This is a genomic window from Sphingobacterium sp. UBA2610, assembly GCF_002339225.1.
Lineage (GTDB): Bacteria > Bacteroidota > Bacteroidia > Sphingobacteriales > Sphingobacteriaceae > Sphingobacterium > Sphingobacterium multivorum.
Window position 1 is genome coordinate 230,558 of record NZ_DDKA01000013.1, and the last position, 15,780, is coordinate 246,337.

The window sequence follows — 15,780 nt, forward strand, 5'->3', positions numbered from 1 at the left end:
CGTGCGTCGCTGTTTATGATTCGTATCCGCCAATCAATATTCTGATAGGCAACATATTGCATAGAACATATGAAGGTATTCCGGAAAGAAAACGAACTTGATTAATTAGCCTCCCCGCTCCTTTAACGACCACATCTCATCATTCTGACTCAAAAATTACAAAAAACAAAAAAACAAAGTATAGTTATCAGGTAGATTTTATATATTTGCATTAACATTTTTTAACACATGAAACAGCATACAGATAATATCCTTGAAAAACGAATGTCCTAAGGGGATGTTTTTACAGGTAAATTTCAAATATCTCCTATAACCCAACTCAAACAATAAACTCACTATTATAATTAATATGGCAAAAAATAACATAAATTTTGTCGTAATGGCCGCGCTTTGTCTTAGTACTGGTGCGCTATACGCACAAACCACTATAAAAGGAAAAGTAGTCGACAACAACAACAATCCTATCCAAGGGGCTACAGTTACCGAAACAAGCAGTAAAAAGCAGGTTCAAACAGATGCAAATGGATTATTTGAGTTCCCTTCGACCGGAAGCTCACTCAACATCAGCATTCAATACATTGGCTTTGAAACTAGGACTGTTCAAACCAATCCTACAGGTTTCACGACTGTTCAACTTCTGCCAACGACTTCACAGCTAAATGAAGTCGTTGTGACAGCCTTAGGTATTTCCCGCGAAAAAAAATCATTGGGTTACGCCGTACAGGAAGTTAAATCTGTTGAACTTCAGACGCGTCCCACCAATGCCCTCAGTGCCTTGTCTGGAAAAGTTGCAGGACTTCAAGTAACGACCTCAGGTGGAAATATGGGTGGATCTTCCCATGTTTTACTGAGAGGTATTAACTCAATCGCGGGGAACAATCAACCTCTATATGTCATTGATGGTACCCCAATTGATAATACCGATCTAAACTCTTCTTCTACTATCAACGGAAGTGCCGGTAAAGACGTTGGTAACATGATACAAGATATCAACCCAGACGACATTGATAATATTTCGGTATTAAAGGGGCCTTCTGCTGCTGCACTTTATGGTTCTAGGGCAGCCAATGGAGTTATATTGATTACCACCAAACGTGCATCAAAAGGTGAAAAAATAGATATTTCCTTAAATACTGGGGTTGATTTTGAAAATATCGTTCGATTACCCAAAAGACAACATCTCTATGGTCAAGGGTATTCTACAAGCTTTCAAACCCAAAACATCAACGGAACAGACTACAAAACAGTCGATTACGCCGCAGACGAAAGCTGGGGACCAAAACTGGACGGCACACCTGTGCTTCAATGGTATAATCTAAACCCTGAAGATGAGGCTAACTATTTAAATCCTTCTCCGTGGATTTATCCTAAAAATGATGTTAGTTATTTCTTTCGGACAGGTGTATCCAACACCAACAATTTTTCCATAGCAGGAAATAGCGGAAATACAAATTATCGCTTTTCCTACACTAATAAAAATGTAACGGGAACAACACCTAACTCCAGTTTGGGACGTAATACGTTTAACTTCTCAGGAGGTACACAATTAGGTAAACTGAAGATTAATTCGAATTTCAACTATATCCGTAATGCATCAGTAGGCCGTCCATGGACAGGTGCTTCCAATAGAAATATTATCCTGGAAGCATTCCAATGGGGAGCTGTACAAGTCGATTACAAAATACTGGAAAACTACAAACGTGAAGACGGAACCCCGTTAGCCTGGAACCGAACGGGATGGCAAAATACGCCTGCCGCCGAGGCGACCCGCTTTATTGATAATCCCTATTGGTCAGCCTATGAGTCGTACATGGAGGACAATAGAGATCGTTTCTACGGTAATATTGGTTTACAATATGACTTAAACAATTGGCTAACTTTAGGAGCTAAAGTACATGGAGATATTTATTCATTCCAATCCCAAGATCGAATTGCGGTATACTCACGAAGCACTTCTCAATACGAAGAAGCGAACAATAAGTTAAATGAATACAACTACGAATTTTTGGCTACCGCCAAGAAAAATTGGGATAAATTCTCCCTTATAGGAAACGTAGGCGCCAATCTCCGTGACCAGCAGCGGAAGCAAGACTACGCGATTACACAGGGTGGTTTGATTATTCCTAATTACTATAACCTGAAAAATGCCAATGCAGTTAAAATTGACAACTTCCGATACCATAGACGCATTGCATCAATCTATGGTAGCTTTTCTTTGGGATACAACGATTTTCTATACTTAGATGGAACAATACGTAATGACTGGTCATCTACATTGCCGACCAACAACAATTCATTTATATATCCATCCCTGACAGGTAGTTTTGTTTTTAGCCAATTGGAAGCCTTTAAAAAATTGGATTGGCTTAGTTTTGGTAAAATCCGCTTGGGATGGGCTCAAGTCGGAAATGACACAGATCCTTATCAATTGTATAAAGTCTACGAACCCGAACAATCCTTTGATGGACAAGCATCCTATGGGCTTCCAAGCACTAAACCAAATGCTAATCTAAAACCTGAAATTACCAGCTCTTGGGAGACAGGCGTAAATCTACAATTATTCAAAAATCGACTAGGATTTGATGTAACCTATTACAACAACAATTCTAGGAATCAAATCTTACCAGTTCCTGTTTCATCATCATTCGGGTATGCCGGAAAAGTATTCAATGCTGGAAAAATTAATAATAAAGGAATTGAAGTCGTCTTAAATGGTACCCCTATCAAACACGAAAATTTTACTTGGGATGCGACAATCAACTGGGCTAAAAATAAAAACAAAGTCATTAAACTGGATGATCAGGTCAATACATTGAGCTTAAGCAATTCCTTGGTCGAGCTCGTTGCACGTGAAGGAGAATCTTATGGTCAATTTTTGGGTTACGACTTTGTCTATGCTCCGGATGGACAACGCGTTGTACAGGCAGATGGCACCTACATGAAAACATCACAGTTGGTTCCTTTAGGGTCAGTACTACCCGATTTTACCTTCGGTATCCAAAACAGTTTCCGTTACAAAAACTTTAGTCTAGGCTTTTTAGTCTCGGGTCGAGTGGGTGGAAAATTCTTCTCACAAACCTATAAAGTTGGTATGTATTCGGGTATTTTGGATAAGACAGCTGCAAATAATATTCGTGAAACAGGTGTCGTTCTCGATGGCGTTAAGGGAGATGTTGCATTCCATAGTGATGGTTCGTATGATGTGAGTAACATCCAGCAGAATACCACCAATATTACCGCACAACAATGGGCGCGCAATGAATATAATGGCCCAACAACATTTTCAATTTTCGATGCAACATATGTTAAGTTAAGGGAAGTTACGCTGGGATACAATTTCAAATTAACTAATCCCAAAATTATCAAAAACATTGGCGTGAATGTATACGGACGTAACCTTTGGAACATTTATACCAAGAGTAAATATATTGATCCAGAGTTTACATCCAGCGGTGGAAATGTGCAGGGTATCGAAGGTGGAAATATACCTCTTCCGGTTACTTATGGCTTTAACGTTAATCTTAAATTTTAGAAGAATGAAACTCATCATGATTTATTCCGTAATATCCAAACCGGATAAATCTGATCGTTCATCAGCTTTAAAAGATAAACCAAGTGCAACTGATTCATAGATAATCAGAACAAGCACTTATAAATAAATATACACAGATGAAAATATCAAACATACTACATACTTCATTCATTGGCCTATCGCTTATTGCTACTTCGTGCTCCAAATCCACATTTAGCGATATCAATACAGATCCAAATCGACCTGCTTCTGTCACAACGCCAACAATTCTAGTGACAGCCGAGAAACAGCTAGTCAGTGCATTACGAAGTGAAGAGGTAAGCCTACGTGGTGCTCAATTATTTGCTCAGTATTTCAGTCAGAACATCTATACAGACCAATCTCGTTATCAAATACCAACAAGCTATTCAGACAACTATTGGACTGCGACCTACAAATCACTTAACAATTTAAATGAAATTATTAAGCTAAATACCAATGAATCCACTAAAGCGATTGCATCGGCAGGAACAGCAGGTACAAATACCAATCAGATTGCGATAGCAAGAATACTCAAGGCTTACGCTTTTCAGTCGCTAACAGATGTTTTTGGTGATATCCCATATGAATCTTATGGCAATAAAGATGCAGATTTTGAAGCTCTGCAGCAGGACCCGGATAACCTGACGCCGAAATATGCTAGTCAAGAGAAAATATACAAAGATATTCTCAATGAATTACAGCAGGCAGCTGATACACTAGCAAAGTATCCAACAGCCACGACTTTCGGAACAGCTGATATTATTTATAAAGGATCAAATACTAACTGGGCAAAATTCGCCAATTCGCTACGTCTACGTGTTGCGAATCGAATCAAAGGTAAAGATGCAGCTTTGGCAACGACACATATCGCCGATGCCATCAAAAAAGGTATATTCACCTCCAACAATGATAATGCGATATTTAAATACTCCAAAACATCACCAAATGAAGCACCATTGTTTAGAGCTACGGTAACTGCCAACAGAAAAGATTTTGCAATTTCTAATGTGATTGTTGAGACTTTACAGGGCAGCCGCGGTCCCTTTAAAATTGCCGATCCACGTCTGTCAAAATTTGCCAAACCGACAAGCTCAGGAAATATTTACTACGGCCAACCCTATGGTCTCCCCCTAGCAGCAGGCAATCTATTTCCTGTAGACAAAATATCATTGCCTAGTGACATTATCAACGCTGCAGATTATGGGGAAGTACTTATGGAATATGCGGAAGTAGCCTTTATTTTAGCGGAAAACAATAACTGGGATCAATCAAATTACGAAAAGGGTGTTCGGGCATCTCTTGAAAAATGGTCCGTGTCTTCTGATGAAGTAGCAACCTATTTGAGTAAACTTCCTGCTGCGAATAAGGAAAATGTGCTTTCTCAAAAGTACTTAGCACTTTTCAACCAAAGCATCGAATCTTGGTCCGAAATCAGAAGAACAGGGTATCCGTTATTCCTAATCAAAAAAGGTGATATTACATGGACCGGAACAGTAGAAGGCAAACCTGTCACATATACTTTCACTCCTGAGGTAGGCAGCACAATCCCAAGCCGTTTGGTGTATCCATTAAAAGAACAAAGTACCAATAAGACGAATTATCAAACTGCACTTTCACGACAAGGAGATGATGTAATCAGCACCAAATTATGGTGGAATAAATAAACTTCGGTATTTCAATCAGTTCACACCTGAAGCTTAGGCTTCAGGTGTTTTTTTATTATTATTTCTTATCTTCGTATAGCACTCTAAAGAATAAAATGCTATGGACGATCAAACATTAGACAGAATAGACCAACTTAGCGAGGAAGGAAACATCCAATGTGATGAAGGCAACTATCAGGAAGCAATTCGGGTGTGGACCGAAGCGCTTGATCTAGTCCCTAGTCCACAAAATGTTCATGCGGAAAGCCTCTGGCTCGAAGCTTCCATTGGAGATGCCTTTTTCTTAATGGACGATTTTCGCAATGCACTCTCCCATTTTGAAAAGGCAAAACAGAACATTATCGAAAATGCCTATGAAAACCCTTTTATCATGCTGCGCTTAGGACAGTGCTATTTGGAAGACAATAATAGCGAGTCTGCCCAGGAATATCTTCTCCGCGCCTATATGATGGAAGGAAGAGACATTTTTGACGATGAATCACCTAAGTATCTTAAATTTTTAGATGACAATATCGATTTGGATTGATAATAATTCGTCAAAACGAATCGATTACTTCGCCAACTTCCATAGGAAGATCAGACTCAAGAATGGAGGCTCCTTCCGCAAATATGGCCTTATACTTCTCGGCACGTTCTGCCTTTGTCTTCAATTTATCGTAGGTAGGTGCTGCTGAAATCATGCACATCACACCCTTTCTGTTGAAAAATTGATACATCGCCTGATTGGAATCCTTTAGTTCTGGCCCGATATAGACAATCATACGGTCGTAGGGTAATCCAGCGGATTTAAACTTCTCCAATGCAGCTTGATCTTTGATATGCATGGACATATACTGTTCTGGATTCTGCGCCAAATAAAACGCTGCCTGTTCAGTATTATGTACCGTAACCCACACCCAACTGTAGGCATTGTATTTTTTTAGTATTGCTGCTGTAGCCGCCAATGGTAAGTCTTTTTTATCTAAGTTGAGGATAGTTTTACCCTTTGCCCATTTAATAACTTCATCAAGTGTGTTAATACCATAGTTGGTCACATTTCCAGCCTGATCCTTTAGCTTCAGTTTACGCAATTCATCCCAGGTATGGTCTGCTATTTTTCCTTTTCCATTTGTGGTTCGATCCAATGTCGCATCATGCATCAAAATAGCAACACTATCCTTGGTATAACGCGGATCGATTTCAAAAATAGCCGTTGTTTTTTGCAGCACGGCCTCAAATGCCGCAATCGAATTTTCTGGAAGCCCAGCCTCAATCGTTCCCCGATGACCACTGACAATTTTTTTGTCGCTAGCATAGGTAAAATAATCTCGCATCGCCTGTGGAGAAGCAAACGCGAGTGAGTGGATTTTTTGTCCGACGACGATTGAGTACGACGAAACAAAAAGAAAAAAAGCAAAAAATGTTCTTCTCATGAATTTATAATTACGTTAAAATCTCTAAGCCTGCGACACACAAAAAACAGTATGCTAAATTAATCATCCAAGATCAATAAATCTTTAATAAAGCATTCAATTCGTGTAAACCCCTGCCCGTAAACATTTGCTTACCAATTCATATGCATCAAGTGCGACAAAATGAACTTGAAAATCACGACCTAACATCTATAAAAATCAAAAAAATAACGTATAGCTGTCGGCACAATGATAAAATAAACTATATTTGCACATTAATTTATATTTAATCTAAATAAATTACCATGAAAAATAGAACATGCTATACAATGTTCAGCAGTGGAATACTTTTGCTTTTAAGCGCTCAACTCAATGCACAAGAATTATCCCTAATTGTCAAGGACAGTGACAATAAACCATTAAGTCAAGCGAATATCAAAGTTGACGGAAAAAACGTCGGCTATTCTAATCAACTTGGACAATTCATTTTTGCCAAAAGACCGTTGAATAATCCCATTCAATTGCGTGTGTCTTATACAGGCTTTTCAACGGTTGAAAAAATGGTTAATTTAGATACCGTTCAACAGCCCCTGTTATTTCAGCTCAATTCTACTCAACTTTTAGATGAAATTATCGTAACAGCTGGACGTAAAGCGGAAAACATTTCAACTGTTCCTTCTTCAGTTTCTATTTTAACCACAAAAGAAATCGAAGCTCAAAGTCAGATAAGCACCAATCTTTCCACAATTTTGGGTAATACCATCCCGGGCTTGGGAACCTCAACCAACAAAGCGACTAATTCTGGACAAACACTGCGTGGGCGATCTGTACTGGTGTTGATCGATGGAATTCCGCAATCTACACCTTTGATGAATGGACAACGTGATCTCCGGACCATTGACCCGAGTGTCATCGAGCGCGTGGAGGTTATCAAAGGTGCCACATCCATCTATGGAAATGGATCGGCAGGCGGGATTATCAATTACATTACACGCAATCCCTCCAAAGACGCTGCAGCTATCCAAGGAATCACCAGTCTACGAACAACATTCAATCCCGTACACAGCGCCGGCACCATGGGATATCGCATAGGACAAACCTTGTACGGACAAAAAAACAGATGGAATTATACCGTTAGCGGTTCGGCCGATTACGTTGGCTTGCAGCGCGATGGCGACGGAGTTCCCCTTGGTCAGACAGACGGTCTTTCGAACACCTATCAATACAATGCATTTTTAAAGGCCGGATACCGTATCGATAGTAGTTCCAATATTACAGCAGTGTACAACTTCTACAGAAGTAACCAACACAACAGATACATCAGCCAAACAGGTGTATATGGTCAAACGCCAACGATAGGCGTAAAAGGCGATGATCCAGGTAAACCTGCCGGAACTCCGTATAACCACAATGCCATGTTGACCTATACTAAAAGTAATCTATTCGCTTCGACATCCTTAACTGCTTCTGCATACTACAATACATTTCGATCCATGAACCGTTATGTTGAGAAAGCCTCTGCATGGTACGGTCCGGGACAAACACAGATCAACTCGGAGAAAAAAGGCCTACGCGTTAACCTAAACACACCTTTCCAGGTATTGGGTTCCAATGCGGATATCACCTATGGTGTGGATTTATTAAATGATGTTACGGATCAAAATCTGACCGATGGCAGGGTCTATATTCCCTATATGAATATGTTAAACGTTGCTCCATACGCCCAGGTAAAAATTGATTTCCTAGAAAACTTAATCTTTAAAGGCGGTGTACGTTATGAAAATGCAACAGTCAAAATAAAGGATTTCAATACCATCGCTACAGGTCCCAACAACGAAGGAAGTATTGCTGTAAAAGGAGGCAATATCCCCTACAAAGGAGCGACCTTCAATGCTGGTTTGCGTTACAACAAATTCGCGATCTTTAATCCCTTCGTGAGTTTCTCTCAAGGTTTCGCGATCAATGAACTTGGCCGTATTGTACGTCGGGCAACAGATAATGATTTAGATAGCCTAAAAACTGATCCTATTATCACCAATAATTACGAAATCGGATTCTCAAGCAATTACAGCATTTTCCAGCTATCAGCATCTTATTACTACAGTACTTCAAAAATGGGTGTTGAACTGGTGGACATTGGCGGTTACCTGATGCCACAACGTCTTCCAGAAGATGTGTATGGTTACGAAATTGCATTAAGCGCTGATATTTCGCCTCAATTGACCATCGGTGGAACCTATGCCTATGTGGAAGGAAAGTCAAAAAAGGACGATGGATCAAAATCCTACCTCAATGGTTCACGGATCTCGCCAGACAAAGCAACGGGATACATCTATTACACGCCAATCAAACCCTTAACCTTTCAGCTTTTTTGGGTACATACCGGGTCCCGGGATCGCTTTCTTCCAAACGATAAAGGCGTCTACAAAAACAGTGAAGGCCCCGTTAAAACTGTTGACCTATTTAACTTAAATGGAAATTACCAAGTAAACAAACAATGGTCTATCGGTATGGGTGTAGAAAACTTATTCAATAAAAACTATTACCCTGTTGTCAGTCAATATCGTGCCTTAAATGAAGAATACGTCAAAGGACAAGGTATGTTGGCCTCATTTAACATCAATTATAAATTTTAATATGTTTAAGACCGTCATTCTTTGGTTGCATAAATGGCTCGGAATCATCACCGGAGTTGTGGTATTCATCCTAAGCCTGACGGGCAGCATATACACCTTTCAGGATGAGCTCAAGCTCTGGGCTTATCCTGAAAAATATTTTATCTCCGATACAACCATCCACTCAAAAACTCCACTACCATTAAGCACACTTCTTGACAGCTCACAGAAAAGCCTCAAAAAAAATCAAAAAATCACGCGGGTTGATCTCTATCCTTCGAAGAATCGTACCTGGGTATTTCGTGCCATAAAAACGGACGAAAAAGCATTTGGCCATTGGAATTATTACCGCTATTACAAACGAGTTTTCATCAATCCATATACTGGCCAGATACAGCAAGTAGAGAATTCAAAAACAGAGTTCTTTCAGTTAGTGCTTCAGCTTCACCTAAACCTCCTCTTGGGCAAGCAATATGGCCACCCTATCGTCGCCTGGTCAACGGTCATTTTTGTCCTTATCTTACTTAGTGGTATTGTTCTTTGGTGGCCAAAAAAATGGAAGGGCAAGAATCTCAAGCGCAGTTTTTGGTTAGATACCAAAGTCAAATGGAAGCGACTGAACCACGACCTCCACAATGTCATCGGATTTTACAGTTTATTTATCGGATTGATTTTTGCCATTACGGGACTCGCTTTTGCTTTTCCGGATTTTAAAAAGACCTATAGCGCAACATTCAATTTATTGCAGTCGCCAACAGCTTCTTCCACACGTAGCTCCCCTATACCCTTGCCCGCTGTGGAAAAGAAATTTCAGGACAATGCGCTGCGGTATGCCTTGACAAATTATCCGGATGCTGAAATGATGTCGATCCGACTAAAAAAAGAGACCGAAACAGCAATGGATATACAGGTGAGACATCATGAAAAACGAAGTGGTGTATTTGACTGGCTTTATTATAATAAAGAAGAAAACAGTCTTACAGCAGTCAAATCCAGCAACGAATTGCAGTATGGGGATAAGCTCGGTGCACTTAACTATGATATTCATACCGGTGCCATCGGTGGACTCACAACAAAAATTATCGCTTGCCTTGCCAGTCTCTTTTGTGCTTCCTTGCCCATCACCGGATACATCATCTGGATGAACAAAAGCAAAAAGAAGAAAAAGAAAGGTTATCAACATAATGTTAATAAGTACTGTTAATAACTGTATTTTTCTTTTAAACAGGTTTTCAACAGCGTTATTAACATAATGTGGAAAACTAACCCTCACCCTATTTACCGACGCAATCTCTTGTCCAAATTTACAGGAACACGATAAGCCAGCTGAAAAAACAACATACAAGAGAAAAAAGATGACAACCTTTAAATCGAGAAGAGCCCAACGCGCAGCAGGGCCAACAGGGCGACACTAAAAAAAGGAAGCATTCTTCAACATAAGGAACCACAATATACAGCCTAAGAAGAAGGGCGAGCGGGAAAAAAGAAAATCCGATGCACAGGGTACACCGGATTTCTTCAATAATAAACCAACAACTAACTTTACAGATTCGGGTTCCGCACAGTCTCTTCGTATGGGATAGCAAACAAATAATAAGGGCTATTTTCCACAAAATTAGATCCATTAGGAAACTTAATAACCCGGTGCCCCTGCCCGTTCACTAGCTTCGGTTTGCCATCTGCACCCACAATTTGGACTTGAATAGGCTTGCCGTCTGCATCAACATAAGATTTTCGTGCAACCTTTCCTTGTGTCCGAAGAATATCCGACAGGGCAAATCCTTCCCCCCAAAGCTCTTTTCGTCTTTCAATCAGGATCGCTGCAATTAATTGATCCGTATCATTTCCTGAAAACAGCTTTGCATTCCTCGCTGCACGCAGCTTATTCAAGGCTGCTACTGCTTTATCTTTTTCACCAGCCCGTGCGTACCCCTCGGCAGCGATCAAAACCATTTCCGAAGCACGCATATACACAATGTCACCGATCAAATTCGATTTAAACTTAAACTTCTTATACCGTAGAAAGCCCTCCCGACCGGGTAAATTATCCCATTCAAATAAAGCGTAACGCACATCACTGGTATCGAATAAATCTTTAAAATAAGGATCGGCCATAAAACTATAGTAATAAGATCCAGCTGACGAAACATCCAAATAATGAAATGTATAACTTGCCACATTTTGCTCGTTAGTCTGCTGATGCCCCCAAATCCACTCGCTATTTCCAAGATCATTAAAACCCGCCTGATAATCTGACGGAGTCATTAAATTATACTTCTGAGCTGCTTTTTCAGCATACGCTGCGGCCAGTTTCCATTCGCCAACCTGCAGATAAGTCCGAGCGAGCAAACCATAAACAACCTCTGCATTGATTTCGTATTTATCCGCTCGACCAGCAGAAGCCAACAAGCTTTCACTGTCTTTGAGATCTTTCAAGATAAGTTCATACACTTCTGCCTGTGTTGACCTTGATTTTCCTTCAGTCGATAGTGTACTGGGTTCGGTATAAATCGGAACAGATTTCGCATTTTTGTCCTTGAGGTAACTAAACTGATAAAATGTGGCCAGATTTAAGTAGGAAAATGCACGTAATGCTTTAGCTCTTCCCTTTAACACATTTTTAGTTTCAGTAGAGCCTTCGGCCCCATCTACCTTTGCAATGACATTGTTCATGTTATCGATCACCTTATACAACATAATCCAAAAAGAATTGACACGATTTGATCGATTATTTGTCAATTCGGTAAAGGCATAAGCATCACGATAGCCATATTTGGTGGTCACCGCCACATCACTTCCCATCGCATCACTAGTACGCATTACCGCTGTATATCCCGGATTAGCATAGGTAAAATAGGTATCATTTAAATACTTCCAGGTACCGTTGATCACCGTAGCAACATTGTCGGTGTTTTTAAAAACTTCACCTTCAGGCACTGCGGTCGTCGGATCCAGCTCAAGCGCATCCTTACATGATGCATTTACTAGGGAGAGCGCCAATATGATATATACAATTTTTAGTTTCATGATTTTCATTTAAATTCTCAGATTAACAATAAGGCATTAAAAAACAAGCTGAATACCACCAGAGATTGTTCGCATTGCCGGATAGCGAAAATAGGTCGCCCCATTCACCGTCTGTTCTGGATCCATTCCTTGATGACCATAAAATGTCAATAGATTTTCGGCTGTTGCAAAGACGCGAAGTTTTTCTACACCTATCCGCTTCAATAAATCCGAAGGTAATCGATAACCTAAACTTACATTTTTAAGGCGTGCATAAGTGCCACTGTAAAGAAAGCGTGTGGACGAAGAAGTCCAATTCAAGTTATCAGTTGTCAATTTAGGCACATCGGTCTGCGTATGCTCAGGCGTCCAGCGCTCGAGGATCTCCTTTGACCAAGCGCGTCCTGGATTATTACCGCTATGCATAAGCTGAATATAATCGTTATCTAATATCTGTCCACCCAAACTAAAACTCAATAAAGCAGACAAATCAAAATTTTTGTAGGTGAAACTGTTTTGAATCCCGCCGACAAGATCTGGCAATGAAGTTCCGGCAATAAAATTACCGGCCTTACTGTATTCCGAAGTTTTTTCACCTGTTTTATTACCGTCCTTATCAGCAGTATACCATTGCGGCAGACCGTTATCTGGATTTACTCCAGCCCATTCCGGCAGATAAAAATCATAGATACTTCCACCTACACGCAGGAGTTTATTACCCGTGATGATCGGTTTATTGTCTTTTGGCAAAGCTGTAATCTTGTTTTTGTAATGCGAAAGATTGACGTCTAAATTCCATTTAAAATTTTCATTTCGAACCGGGACAGTACGAATATCCACGTCGACACCTGTATTTTTCAGCGCTCCTATATTTGCATCATAGCCTGTATATCCTGTTGAATAAGCCATCGGCATTGTAAATAGCAAATCTTTACTTCGACGGTTAAAGTACTCCACGCTTAACGACACCCGGTTCTCAAAAGCGGATACGTCAACCCCCACATTCAAATTAAGGTTCGACTCCCATTTTAGATCCGGCGTAGCCAGCCTGCCGGTATACGTCCCGCCTTTACCCAAACTATTTGCAATGGTATAAAGTCCTTTATAAGCATAATAGGTTCCCAGATTATCGTTTCCTTGTCCACCATAACTCGCTCTGACGGTTAACTGATTAACCGTTGTATTATCCTTCAGAAAATCCTCCTGCTTCAGTTTCCATGAGCCGCCCACAGACCAGAATGTACCCCAACGTTTATCCGGCGAAAACCGAGATGATCCATCTGTCCGTAAGGAAGTTGAAAAATAGTATTTGTTATCATAGTTATACTCCGCTCTTCCCAAAAAGCTCAGTAACCTATAATCAACACTGGATCCTGTAAAATTATTAAGTTGAGATGCAGCAGCAGGTTCGTCAAAATAAGGAAGTACAAACTGTTGTCTGCTACCATTTATATTACTGCTGTTAAAATCATAGTATTCCTGTCCGGCCAATACATTGAGGGAATGCAAACCAAACTGCTTTTCATAGGTCAGCAAATTATTCCAGGTCTGTGCGACCGTACGTACGTTTGAACGATACACATACCCCCCGGTGTTCACACCATCGCCCAACAATGGATTAGTGTAGTCGTGCGTATTTCCATTGAGATAATCAAGACTATAAGTCGACTTAAACTTTAAGTTTTTAGAAAACAACACTTCCAGATAGGTTCGTGCAGATAGATTTTCGCGGCGGATATCATTTCGATCCAAAGGAAGAGATGCTGCCAGATTATTACGTGGAGTCGCACCACTTGGACGATATTCTCCAAAATCGTAAATCTTGTTTCCGGCTCCATCAAGGACATATGAGCCATCCGCATTCCGCTCATAGTACGGATAAAAAGACGGGACCAGTCTCGTAAAATTTATAATATTAGCCGTATTACTGTCTTAAGACTGCGGATACTTTTGTTGTGTACTGCTACCACCTATATTCAGGCCTACATTTAACCAAGACTTGACCTTACTGTCAATATTTGCACGCAGATTATAGCGTTTAAAGCCCGATTCAATTGCAATTCCTTGATCATTGAGATAACCTCCTGAAATGTAGTAGGTACTCTTTGCACTACCACCGCTAAATCCGAGGTCTGCCTGTGTACGCACCCCAGTACGTTGCAATACGTCGGTCCATGGATCATTCCAAAGCGTTTTTGCTCCAGCAACCAATTTACCATCTACGCCGACCGGCTGTGGGTATTGACTGCCGTAAGGATTAATATTTAAATCTGTCAATACGGTCTTACTTGCATTGGACGCCGCTTGCTCTGCCGTAAGGCCATTTGATAGGTTTTTATTTCTTAAAGCTTCCCAATAGAGTTGAAAATATTCATCGGTCGACACCTGATCATAGTCACGAACTGCACGTGTTGAATAGCCCTGTGTAAAATTGAGATTAATCTTGGTGTTGTCGGAAGTCACTCCCGACTTTGTGGTAATGATAATCACCCCATTTGCCCCTCTGGAACCATAAAGTGCACTTGATGCTGCATCTTTTAAAACAGAGATGGACTGAATGTCATTCGGATTGATGGAGTTAATATCTCCTGCATAGGGACTACCATCCAACACGATCAAAGGTGCACTGGAGGCATTAATGGAGCCGATACCCATTGAATTACTAGATTTTAAGAACTAAAAACAAAAAACACTAATATTCAGCTATTTAATTTATAAATATGTCTAGAAAAATATTTTTTCGTTAGCTAATTCACCATTATTGATCAAGCCATTTTTGAAACTTCGGGGACCGTTCCTCACTAACAATGACGACAATTCCTTCTGGGGTTGAAGGCATTAGCTCTAACTTGATTCGATTTCGACTAATCTTTAACATGGACTGGATGGCATCTATCCGAACAAGGAATTTCCGATTGATCTGAAAGAAAACTGTTGGATCCACCTGTGAAACGAGATGTGTGATGGTATCTTCAATAATATATGCAATTCCCGATCCTTTTTCTACGGCATACAGCTCTTTGTCTTCTGCCATAAAATAGGCAATATCAGCAATGGCCAGCGACTTTAAAAAATTACCATATTTCACTAGGAAGCGCTGTTTGAGCCGAGGTTCTACGTTGGGTAGTAGCGGTTCGATACGTTTCATGATCTCCGCCAACTCGTCGCTATCGAAAGGCTTTAACAGATAGGCATAACCCTTATTTTGGAAGGCCTCCAATGCATATTGTTCGTAAGCAGTCGTAAAAATCAGTGGCACATCGATCGATACCTGTTTAAAAATTTCAAAGCTCAGCCCATCCATCAGGTGGATATCCATAAAAATCAGATCGAATTGATTTCTATTGATCGTCATCACCGCTTCCTGAACCTCTTTTGCATTGGTAAAGATCAGTTCGCTTTCTCCATAGAGCGCAGTCAACATTTCCTTTAAGCCTACAAAAGCCCAGTCTTCGTCTTCGACAATCAGTATTTTCCATCTCATGGGTTGAATGTAATAAAAAATCCATTTCCTAAAAAAAGAAAATGGATTAATATATATAGGATAAAAA

Annotated in this window: 10 protein-coding genes; 5 read left to right on the forward strand and 5 right to left on the reverse strand. The window is 40.3% G+C overall.

Translation table 11 applies throughout. From position 1 onward, the window contains the following. The first annotated feature begins 349 nt into the window (after nucleotides 1-349). The 3 genes from B4Z47_RS09840 to B4Z47_RS09850 all read left to right on the forward strand — a co-directional run bounded on the left by B4Z47_RS09840 (nucleotide 350) and on the right by B4Z47_RS09850 (nucleotide 5,743). Complete coding sequence (locus B4Z47_RS09840; protein WP_070564828.1) at nucleotides 350-3,532, forward strand: SusC/RagA family TonB-linked outer membrane protein; 3,183 nt, start codon at nucleotides 350-352, stop codon at nucleotides 3,530-3,532. Nucleotides 3,533-3,669: 137 nt separating this feature from the next. Next, entirely contained in the window at nucleotides 3,670-5,217 is a 1,548-nt protein-coding gene (locus B4Z47_RS09845; RefSeq protein WP_070564825.1) for a SusD/RagB family nutrient-binding outer membrane lipoprotein, read from the forward strand. A 100-nt stretch (nucleotides 5,218-5,317) separates the two neighbouring features. Continuing rightward, nucleotides 5,318-5,743: a tetratricopeptide repeat protein gene (locus B4Z47_RS09850; RefSeq protein ID WP_046673933.1), complete on the forward strand. Its 426-nt coding sequence runs from the start codon at nucleotides 5,318-5,320 to the stop codon at nucleotides 5,741-5,743. Between the two features lie 10 nt (nucleotides 5,744-5,753). Here B4Z47_RS09850 and B4Z47_RS09855 read toward each other — a convergent pair whose 3' ends face one another. After that, nucleotides 5,754-6,629 (reverse strand): glycerophosphodiester phosphodiesterase family protein, encoded by an 876-nt coding sequence (locus tag B4Z47_RS09855; RefSeq protein WP_070564822.1) that lies wholly within the window; start codon nucleotides 6,627-6,629, stop codon nucleotides 5,754-5,756. A 284-nt stretch (nucleotides 6,630-6,913) separates the two neighbouring features. Here B4Z47_RS09855 and B4Z47_RS09860 point away from each other — a divergent pair, with 284 nt between their 5' ends. Beyond that, nucleotides 6,914-9,244 (forward strand): TonB-dependent receptor, encoded by a 2,331-nt coding sequence (locus B4Z47_RS09860; protein ID WP_070564819.1) that lies wholly within the window; start codon nucleotides 6,914-6,916, stop codon nucleotides 9,242-9,244. Nucleotide 9,245: 1 nt separating this feature from the next. Then, nucleotides 9,246-10,427 (forward strand): PepSY-associated TM helix domain-containing protein, encoded by a 1,182-nt coding sequence (locus tag B4Z47_RS09865; protein WP_070564816.1) that lies wholly within the window; start codon nucleotides 9,246-9,248, stop codon nucleotides 10,425-10,427. A 338-nt stretch (nucleotides 10,428-10,765) separates the two neighbouring features. Here B4Z47_RS09865 and B4Z47_RS09870 read toward each other — a convergent pair whose 3' ends face one another. From B4Z47_RS09870 to B4Z47_RS09885, 4 genes are all read right to left on the reverse strand, one after another. Further along, nucleotides 10,766-12,250 carry a RagB/SusD family nutrient uptake outer membrane protein gene (locus B4Z47_RS09870; RefSeq protein ID WP_139144956.1) on the reverse strand — a complete coding sequence of 495 codons (1,485 nt, stop codon included), beginning with the start codon at nucleotides 12,248-12,250 and terminating at the stop codon, nucleotides 10,766-10,768. Between the two features lie 36 nt (nucleotides 12,251-12,286). Then, entirely contained in the window at nucleotides 12,287-14,143 is a 1,857-nt protein-coding gene (locus B4Z47_RS09875; protein ID WP_083295888.1) for a SusC/RagA family TonB-linked outer membrane protein, read from the reverse strand. Nucleotides 14,144-14,161: 18 nt separating this feature from the next. Beyond that, on the reverse strand, nucleotides 14,162-14,884 hold the full coding sequence (locus tag B4Z47_RS09880; protein WP_070564807.1) for a TonB-dependent receptor plug domain-containing protein: 723 nt from the start codon (nucleotides 14,882-14,884) through the stop codon (nucleotides 14,162-14,164). A 103-nt stretch (nucleotides 14,885-14,987) separates the two neighbouring features. After that, a complete protein-coding gene (locus B4Z47_RS09885; protein WP_070564803.1) occupies nucleotides 14,988-15,713 on the reverse strand; it encodes a LytR/AlgR family response regulator transcription factor in 726 nt (241 codons plus the stop codon). Nucleotides 15,714-15,780 lie beyond the last annotated feature (67 nt).

Coding starts and splice junctions, on each gene's coding strand:
- B4Z47_RS09840 (WP_070564828.1), top strand. CDS start 350: ATGGCAAAAAATAACATAAATTTTGTCGTAATGGCCGCGCTTTGTCTT.
- B4Z47_RS09845 (WP_070564825.1), top strand. CDS start 3,670: ATGAAAATATCAAACATACTACATACTTCATTCATTGGCCTATCGCTT.
- B4Z47_RS09850 (WP_046673933.1), top strand. CDS start 5,318: ATGGACGATCAAACATTAGACAGAATAGACCAACTTAGCGAGGAAGGA.
- B4Z47_RS09855 (WP_070564822.1), bottom strand. CDS start 6,629: ATGAGAAGAACATTTTTTGCTTTTTTTCTTTTTGTTTCGTCGTACTCA.
- B4Z47_RS09860 (WP_070564819.1), top strand. CDS start 6,914: ATGAAAAATAGAACATGCTATACAATGTTCAGCAGTGGAATACTTTTG.
- B4Z47_RS09865 (WP_070564816.1), top strand. CDS start 9,246: ATGTTTAAGACCGTCATTCTTTGGTTGCATAAATGGCTCGGAATCATC.
- B4Z47_RS09870 (WP_139144956.1), bottom strand. CDS start 12,250: ATGAAACTAAAAATTGTATATATCATATTGGCGCTCTCCCTAGTAAAT.
- B4Z47_RS09880 (WP_070564807.1), bottom strand. CDS start 14,884: ATGGGTATCGGCTCCATTAATGCCTCCAGTGCACCTTTGATCGTGTTG.
- B4Z47_RS09885 (WP_070564803.1), bottom strand. CDS start 15,713: ATGAGATGGAAAATACTGATTGTCGAAGACGAAGACTGGGCTTTTGTA.